This is a genomic window from Cytophagia bacterium CHB2 (assembly GCA_030263535.1).
Classification (GTDB): domain Bacteria; phylum Zhuqueibacterota; class Zhuqueibacteria; order Zhuqueibacterales; family Zhuqueibacteraceae; genus Coneutiohabitans.
The window spans coordinates 1-5,846 of sequence record SZPB01000493.1 but is presented as its reverse complement, the minus strand read 5'-3'; the positions used below and the strand labels follow the sequence as shown (position 1 = coordinate 5,846).

The 5,846-nt window shown below is 50.0% G+C and carries 4 protein-coding genes; all 4 read left to right on the top strand.

All coding sequences use genetic code 11. From position 1 onward, the window contains the following. Positions 1-43 precede the first annotated feature (43 nt). A complete protein-coding gene (locus FBQ85_27825; protein ID MDL1878943.1) occupies positions 44-4,234 on the top strand; it encodes a response regulator in 4,191 nt (1,396 codons plus the stop codon). A 150-nt stretch (positions 4,235-4,384) separates the two neighbouring features. Beyond that, entirely contained in the window at positions 4,385-4,657 is a 273-nt protein-coding gene (locus FBQ85_27820) for a hypothetical protein (protein MDL1878942.1), read from the top strand. Positions 4,658-4,660: 3 nt separating this feature from the next. Further along, the gene (locus FBQ85_27815) at positions 4,661-5,095 is read left to right on the top strand and encodes a type II toxin-antitoxin system VapC family toxin (GenBank protein ID MDL1878941.1); all 435 of its coding nucleotides are present in this window, start codon (positions 4,661-4,663) and stop codon (positions 5,093-5,095) included. 207 nt (positions 5,096-5,302) lie between these two features. Further along, the coding region (locus FBQ85_27810) for a VCBS repeat-containing protein (GenBank protein ID MDL1878940.1) at positions 5,303-5,846 on the top strand (544 nt) is incomplete at its 3' end.

The following is a 5,846-nucleotide window of genomic DNA, read 5'->3' as shown; positions in this document are numbered from 1 at the left end:
CGTTTAGCTTGTCTTTGCCGGTAAATGACCTGAGTGGATCTCTATGAGACTCGTCGCCGCGTTGTTTTCTGCAGTCCTTAGAGTCACGGGCGGAAGAATTTTGCGCCTGTGCCTCTTGTTAGTGTTGACAATAGGGACTGGTGTGCTCGCCCAAAATCGTGAGATCAAATTTGAGCGCCTCGGCCTTGAACACGGCCTTTCACAAAGCACGGTGTATTGCATTCTCCAAGACCGGCAAGGCTTCATGTGGTTCGGCACGCAAGCGGGCGTGAATAAATTCGACGGCTATAAATTCACCGCGTATCAAGAAGATGTGTTCGATTCGACTTCGCTCGCGCAGAACGTCAACAATGTCATGGGCGAGGATCATACCGGCACACTGTGGTTTGGCAGTGGCAACGAGGCCGTGGTCAATCGTTTTGAACCCGCGACCGAGCGGTTTACTCGTTTCAAGCACGACCCGAATAACCCGCACAGTTTGAGCGATGGCGGCGTTGCCGTCATCTTTACTGATCACACTGGCACGTTATGGATAGGAACGAGTAACGGCCTGAATAGATTTGAGCGTGAGAAAGAACAATTCACTCGCTTCCTCTACGATCCTAAGGATTCGACAAGTTTACACGGATATTCCGTCTCAGCAATCTACGAAGACCGAAGCGGCACACTTTGGATTGGAACGGGGCGCTGGCTGAATCGTTTTGATCGTCAAACCGAGCGGTTTGTGCATTATACGCATGTTCCGCAACCCAGCAAAGCCCAGCCGATCACCGTCATTTTGGAAGACCACGCCGAAAGGCTTTTAGTTGGAACGGATGGCACGGGCCTCAAAGAATTTGATCGCGAAACAGGGCAATTTACTACTTTCTTTTACGATTCAAATAGTGCCAGCAGTTTTGGCAGCAACAATATACGGTCAATCCACGAAGATCCTTTTGGCACGCTTTGGGTCGCAACGGAGGAGGGGCTGTATCAATTTGATCACAAAAAAGAACAATTCTCGCGATTTTTAAACGATCCGAAAAATCCCCAAAGCCTTAGTGACAATAGGGTCTGGTCAATATGCGAAGATATTTCTGGCACACTCTGGATTGGAACTTTTAGTGGAGGCGTCAATAAACTCGATCGTGGAAAAGAGCAATTTACTGCCGTCGCTCACGAGCCGGATAATCCGCACAGTCTAAGCCATAATGGGGTCAATAGTTTTTACAAAGATCGTGCGGGCACGTTGTGGGTTGGAACAGCAAAAGGGCTTAATCGGCTTGTTCGTGATACCCGACAATTTGCCTATTTTTTCCCCGACCCGAAAAACCCTCATAGCCTCAATAATCATGTTCTCGCCATTCAGGAAGACCATCTCGGAATGCTTTGGATTGGGACATTCAACGGGCTCAACAAGTTTGACCCTGCCACCAAACGATTTACCCATTTCGTCCATGCTCCTAATAACCCAAATAGTCTCAGCAGTAATGGGGTTACCGTCGTCTATGAAGGTCGTAATCGCGTGCTTTGGGTGGGCACTGATCGTGGCGGGCTTAATCGGTTTGATCGCGAAAAAAAACAATTCACCCGTTTCATGCCTGATCCGAATAATCCCTATAGCATCAAAACGAGTACAGTCTGGGCTATGTGTGAAGATTCGATTGCGAGTAACGTACTTTGGATTGGAGGGGCCGGGGTCAGTCGTTTTGATCGAAATACCGAACGATTTACCCATTTTGTTAATGATCCCAAGGATCTTTCAAGCCTCAGCTACGACTATGTTGCTTCGCTTTTGGTTGATCATCGCGGAACCTTGTGGATCGGCACGGCAGGCGGCGGTCTCAATCGTTTTGATCACAAAACCGAGCAATTTATTCATTTCACAACCGAGGATGGCCTTTGCGATAACCAAATCTGTGGGATATCAGAAGACGATTACGGTCGTTTGTGGTTGGGCACGGCTAATGGGCTATCTTGCTTTGATACGGAAGCCAAAACTTTCAAAAACTATGACGTCTTAGACGGCTTGGCGAGCAATGAATCTGTTTTCCCCGGCCATTATAAAAGCGCCGATGGCGAAATGCTTTTCGGATCCCCGAATAGCGGCATTCCGCCGGTAGTGATCACGGCCCTCAAGCGCTACAACACGGATGATGCCGAAGGTACTGCTATCGAGGAGAAAGGCATCTCAGCGAAGAAAGAAGTCACGGTTTCATACAAAGACAATGTGCTGAATTTTGAATTCGCAGCATTGAGTTATCGCAACACGTTCAAGAATCAGTATGCCTACAAACTCGAAGGCTTCAATGACAATTGGATTCAACTCGGCGCGAAGCACGATGTGACGTTTACGAATCTCGATCCGGGTGAATACACGCTGCGTGTGAAAGGCTCGAACAACGACGGCGTGTGGAATGAAGAAGGCACTTCACTGAAAATAACTATCACCCCGCCGTGGTGGCAAACGCGCTGGGCGTATGCCGGTTATTTCATGCTGTTCGCGGCGGCACTTTATGGCTTGCGGCGTTTCGAACTCAATCGCGTGCGGCTGCGCAACGAGCTGAAGATGAAAAATTTCGAAGCGGAGAAACTGCACGAGATGGATCACATGAAATCGCGCTTCTTCGCCAACATCTCGCACGAGTTCCGCACGCCGCTCACGCTCATTCTCGGGCCGCTTGAACAGTTGCATGCGGAGCAATTCAAAGGCAATGTCAAAGAAGTCTATGCGATGATGTTGCGCAACGGCCAGCGGCTGTTGCGCCTGATCAATCAATTGCTCGATCTCGCGCGCCTCGAAGCCGGACGTATGTCGCTGCAAGCGCGAGCGGAGAATATTGTCAGTTTTCTCAAAGGGATCGTGCTGTCGTTTGCCTCGGCAGCAGAACGCAAGCGCATTGCATTAATTATTTCTGCAGAAGAAGAGAACCTCATCGTCTATTTTGATCGCGATAAACTGGAGAAGATCATTTCGAATCTATTGTCGAATGCCTTGAAATTCACGCCGGAAGAAGGGCAAGTGATTGTGGAGTGCGGATTGCAGAATGCGGATTTCGATAGAATACAGAAGGATTTTTCAGCAATCCGGAATCCCCAATCTGCAATCATCAAAATCTCTGACACCGGGCCGGGTATTCCCCCGGATCAACTCGACAAAATCTTTGATCGCTTCTATCAAGTTGTAACCTCGCGCACCTCGACAAGCTCGGTGCAAGAGCACGAAGGCACGGGCATCGGTCTCGCGCTCACGAAAGAACTGGTAGAATTGCATCACGGCGAGATCTCTGTTCAAAGCGAAGTCGGGCGAGGGACGACGTTCATTGTGCGCCTGCCGCTGGGGAACGCGCATTTGAAAGATGCAGAAATTGCTAACGAGCAATCTGCGAGGTTCGAAGATCGAGGATTGTGGATCGAGGATCGAGAATCCAGCATCCAGAATCAAGCATCGAGCAACCAACATCAAGCGACCAGCAACGAGCAACCAGAACCCAGCGACGAACCGATTCTCCTCGTCGTCGAAGACAACGCCGATGTGCGCACGTACATTCGGCAATATCTCGAACCCGCGTTCAAAGTCATTGAAGCCGTGGATGGCGTTGAAGGCGTGCAAAAAGCTTTGGAGGCCATTCCCGATTTGATCATCACCGACGTGATGATGCCCAAACGCGACGGCAACGAACTGTGCCGCATTTTGAAAACCGACGAGAAGACCAGCCATGTGCCCATCATCATGCTCACGGCCAAAGCGGACAGCGAGAGTAAAGTACACGGCCTCGAAACCGGCGCAGACGATTATCTCATCAAACCGTTCGATTCCAAAGAGCTACTGGCGCGGGTGCATAATCTCATTAAACAGCGTCAGCAATTACGCGAGCGCTTCAGCCGTGAAATCGTTTTGAAGCCGCAGGACATCGCCATCACGCCGAGAGATGAAGTCTTTCTCAACAAAGTGAAGGCCGTGGTGGAAGGATATTTAAGCGATGAGAACTTTGAGGTGGAAACGCTGAGCCGCAAAGTGGGCATGAGCCATTCGCAGATTCATCGTAAACTGAAGGCACTGACGAATCAATCCGCGAGCCAGTTCATCCGCTCCATGCGCTTGGCGCGCGCGGTGGATTTGCTCAAGCAAGATGCCGGCACGGTGGCGGAGATCGCTTATCAAGTCGGCTTCGGCAGCCAGGCGTATTTCACGAAATGCTTTCACGAGCAATTTGGCTGCAGCCCGAAGGAGTATGTAAAAAAAACTTTTTAGCGCCCGCTACACAACACACACAAAAAAAAGCACGGCTCTTAAAAAAGAGCGCAAACAAAAACATTGCAAGGGTACCGGTAGCGCTAAAAAAACGTTGAAACACTGGGCTTTTTGTTTTTATATTATTCACAACCAAATGGAGGCATTACTATGTCGATTGCGTTGACCTTTGAAGAACTCGAACAACATGTGGCTCAACTTCCGCCCGACCAGCAGCTTCGGCTCGTGGCGCATATTTCCGCAAAGTTGAGCGATTTTTCGTTCAATATGACGCCGCTTTCCCAAAACCAAGAACAGAAAAAAAAGCAGGCGAGGCCCGTCCGCATCGATGCGTGGCTGGCAGAGTGTGATCGCGTGGCAGATTTATGGCAGGGACCGTTCGATTCGGCTGCGGACTTGCGCCGCATTCGCGACGAGGAGTAAACCATGCCTGAACGCTGTGTTGATGCGAGTATTGCCATCAAATGGTTCATCAAGGGCGAAAGCTTTCGGCACAAGGCCGTTAAGTTCTTGCGTGATTCGCGAGCGGCCGGTATCGAATTGATCGCGCCTGCCTTGTTCGAAATGGAAACAGACAGTGTCATTCAAACCCGGCTCGTTGAAGGCAAAGTCACGCCGCAAATTGCGGATCAAACATTGGCTCTGCTAGATAACGCGCCGATTATGATTGCAAACCATCCTCGACTCCGCCTGAGGGCGCGTGAGATCGCGCGCCAATTCCAGCAACGCAAAGTTTATGACTCTACCTATGCGGCGCTCGCCGAGTTGCGGGGATGCGAATTTTGGACGGCGGACAAAGTTTTTTATGACGCGGTCAAAGCGGCATTGCCGTTTGTCAAATATTTGCCCGATTATCACTAGAAAATCGGCCCGCCTGCTCTTCTTTCTATCGCTAAAAACTTCCCCGGCCAGTCTCCTGCCACAAGCTCCGGCAACCAAAATAGCAAGTTACCCTTTCGTGCAATATAAGTTAAAAGCTTTGCAATATGCGTGAAAGATTTCTCCTCTGCATTTTAATAACTTGGTGAAAAGTTTCCCTCACCAAATTATCAAAAAGGAGAAATCGCCATGAAGTCCAACCGCATTTACCTCGCGTGTGTGCCCATACTGCTCGGCTTGTGGACGGCGGCAGCTTTCGCGCAGACTTTTACGCGTATTGATACCAGTGTCATTACCCGCGATGTTGGTTTTTCACAAGGGACAAGCTGGGGCGACTATGACAATGACGGCGATGAGGATTTATTCATTTCGAACGGTTCAACACGTGCGTCACGTCATAAAAATTTTCTCTATCGTAATGAAGGAGACGGGCGCTTTACGAAAATTCGAACAGGTGACCTCGTTTCCGAAGTTTCAAAATATGGCGGCGCCGGTGCCAGTTGGGCCGACTATGACAACGATGGCGATCTTGATCTCTTTTTTCCAGCGAACGATGGTTTGGCGAATCGTTTTTATTTGAACGAGGGGAACGAGGTGTTCCGGCAAGCGGCCATCGATGAAATAGTCACCGTCGAGGGTGGTAATTCGGTCGGTAGTAGTTGGGCAGATTTTGACCGCGATGGTGATCTGGATCTGTTCCTCGTGAACGGCGGAGCCGCCGGCAAGGCTAGCC